The organism is Arthrobacter sp. Hiyo1 (genome assembly GCF_001263615.2).
GTDB lineage: Bacteria > Actinomycetota > Actinomycetes > Actinomycetales > Micrococcaceae > Arthrobacter.
The window spans coordinates 5,814-8,710 of sequence record NZ_DF952476.1; the positions used below are offsets into that span (position 1 = coordinate 5,814).

The 2,897-nt window shown below is 64.2% G+C and carries 2 protein-coding genes and 1 pseudogene; 1 reads left to right on the forward strand and 2 read right to left on the reverse strand.

Annotation, left to right across the window (positions count from 1 at the left end; genetic code table 11):
• Positions 1 to 1,519: pseudogene (locus AHiyo1_RS20470) on the reverse strand (helicase HerA-like domain-containing protein); the annotation flags it as partial.
• Between the two features lie 75 nt (positions 1,520 to 1,594).
• Here AHiyo1_RS20470 and AHiyo1_RS20475 point away from each other — a divergent pair.
• Complete coding sequence (locus AHiyo1_RS20475; protein ID WP_059389807.1) at positions 1,595 to 2,173, forward strand: DinB family protein; 579 nt, start codon at positions 1,595 to 1,597, stop codon at positions 2,171 to 2,173.
• 2 nt (positions 2,174 to 2,175) lie between these two features.
• Here AHiyo1_RS20475 and AHiyo1_RS20480 read toward each other — a convergent pair whose 3' ends face one another.
• Positions 2,176 to 2,697: a GNAT family N-acetyltransferase gene (locus AHiyo1_RS20480; protein WP_059389808.1), complete on the reverse strand. Its 522-nt coding sequence runs from the start codon at positions 2,695 to 2,697 to the stop codon at positions 2,176 to 2,178.
• Positions 2,698 to 2,897 lie beyond the last annotated feature (200 nt).

A 2,897-nucleotide genomic window follows, 5' to 3' on the forward strand; every position in this document is an offset into this window, starting at 1 on the left:
GGCGCGGGTGCGGGCGGCCACGCTTCGGAGCCTGGTAGCGGGCGGCTGCTGGGACGGCCAAGGATTTCTTCCTCGATCCTGCGGGCTTCGGCGTCCACGGATTGGGGATCAACGGAGGCTGGTACCGGCGGCCGACCTGGTGCGGCTTCTCCGGTGGAGGGCGCGGTCCCTTTGTCAGTGAGTTTCTCGTAGGCCGAAATGTTGTCCACGGCCGTGCCGTACTTCGGCAGCAGCGGGGAAGCGGCGATGGTGCTGCGGATCAGTTCGTCCGTGCTGGGTCCCATCACGGATTCCGGGGCACGCAGCTTGGTCAGCGCCACGGGCGTGGGCGCGCCCTTTTCGTTCATGACGGTGATGACCGCTTCGCCGATACCGGCGGAAGTGAGGGTTTCCTCAAGGTCGTAGTCGCTCACCGGGAACGTGGACACGGTGCCTTGAGGGCTTTGGCGTCCTCCGGGGTGAATGCGCGCAGGGCATGCTGGACCCGGTTGGCAAGCTGGCCGAGGACGGCGGCAGGGACATCCTTGGGTGTCTGGGTGACGAAGAAGATCCCGACCCCCTTGGACCGGATGAGCCGCACCGTGGTGGTGATGGCTTCGAGGAAGGCCTTGGATGCGTCGGAGAAGAGCAGATGGGCTTCGTCGAGGAAGAACACCAACTTGGGCTTGTCCAGGTCTCCTGCTTCAGGCAAGTCTTCGAAAAGGTCCGCAAGCAACCACATCAGGAACGTCGAGAACAGCATGGGTTTGGTCTGGAGCGTGGGAAGTTCAAGGCAACTGATCACGCCGCGGCCGTCCGGGGCTGTGCGGAGGAGTTCTGCGGTGTCGAACTCCGGCTCGCCAAAGAACTTCTCCATGCCTTGGGCCTCGAGGTTGACGAGTTCGCGCAGGATGACGCCGGCCGTGGCCTTGGAGAGTCCGCCGAGGTCTTCGAGTTCAGCCTTGCCCTCATCCGAGGTCAGGAACTGGATGACGGCCCGCAGGTCTTTAAGGTCGATCAGTTCCAGTTTTTTCTGGTCGGCGAAATGGAAGATCAGCTGCAGGCTGGATTCCTGCGTGTCGTTGAGTTCCATGATGCGCGAGAGCAGGATGGGGCCAAACGAGGTGATGGTTGCCCGGACGGGAACGCCGTTGCCATCCCCGCCCAATGAGAGGAACTCGACCGGAAAGGCCTTGCCTACCCACTCTTGGCCGAGGCTTGCGGTGCGGGCCGTGAGTTTCTCGCTGGCCGTCGCCGCGGTGGCGAGTCCTGAAAGGTCTCCCTTGATGTCCGCCAGGAAGACGGGGACGCCGGCCGTGGACAGCTGTTCGGCCATCATGTGCAGGGTGACGGTCTTGCCGGTGCCTGTGGCCCCGGCCACCAAGCCATGCCGGTTCATCATGGACAGCGGCAACCGAACTTGGGCCTCTTTGTGGACTTCGCCGTCGACGATGGCGGCACCCAGCTCGATCGTGGGCCCATCGAGGGTGTATCCCTGCTGGATCGTGGCAAGTTTTTCAGCTGTTGTTTTCTTGGCCATGCGCATAGCCTAGTGGTCCAGGGCCGCGGTGTGGCGGGAAAGTTTTGCCGTGCTCCGCAACGGTATAGTGCCCGGATGGATGACAAAGCGGTTCTGCTCAAATATCTGCGCGCCCGTCGCGGCGAGCTCCTCGCCAAGCTCGACGGACTCGACGAGTACGACGTCCGCCGGCCCATGACCCCCACCGGCACCAACCTCTTGGGACTGGTCAAGCATGTGGCCAGTGTGGAGCTTGGGTATTTCGGGGAGGTCTTTGGCCGGCCCAGCGGCCGGGACTTACCGTGGTTTGCCGACGATGCCGAACCTGACGCGGACCTGTGGGTTCCGCAGGAAGAGAGCAGGGAAGAGATCATCGAACTGCACCGCTTCTCGGCCGAGCACAGCGATGCAACCATCGAATCGCTCCCACTCGACGCTCCCGGGGAAGTGCCGTGGTGGCCGGAAGAACGCCGACGCGTGACGCTTCACCAGATCCTGGTGCACATGTGCGTCGAGACAGCCCAGCACTTGGGGCATGCCGACATACTTCGTGAGCTGATCGACGGCTCGGCGGGGAAAGGTCCGGGGGACCTGAACCTGTCGCAGCGAACCACCGAAGAATGGGCCGATCACCGCGCCCGGATCGAAGCCGCGGCGCGCCAGGCTGTGGGGTAGGCTCACGCCTCGATGTGCGCCAAGTCCTTCGAGAACGCCAGGTGCTTGATCTCTTCCGGATCCGCGTCGACGTCGAACAGCGGGGTGTAGCCCGTGGCCAGGTACAGGTTCTTGGCTTCGGGCTGCCGCGGACCGGTGGTGAGGTAGATGCGGCGGTAGCCGCGGCGGGATGCCTCGGCTTCCAGTTCCGCGAGGACAACCCGGGCCAGCCCTCGACGGCGGTGGGCCGAATGCGTCCAGATCCGTTTGAGCTCCGCCGTGCGGGAGTCGTAGCGGCGGAATGCCCCGCCAGCCACGGTTTCCCCGTTCTCCTGCAGAATGAGCAGCGCGCCGTGGGGTGCGGCAAACTCGCCAGCCGGGTACCTGTTGAGTTCCTCGGCCGCGCCTCCGCTGCCGAAGAGGTCCCCGTAACGCGTCGTGTATTCGACGGCGAGTTCGTCCAGGAGGGGCTTGACGCGGGGATCGCGCATGGGCAATGTCAGGACGGAAAGGCCCGACGGCGGCAGGGTCGGCGTTGTTGTCATGGCTTACCTTTCGTGAATATCCCCAACTGACTCGCATTTGTTGTCGTTATGGAGCGTCAAAACGACAACAACTGCGAGTCAGTTGGGTGGGCTGGGCTGGTTGGGTGGACGGAGCTGGTTGGGTGAGGGGCGGAGAGTTCGGCCAGGAGGCGGCGGGCCAGGGCGTCGTTCTCGCGGAACGGCGCTGCGTTGGTGCCGGG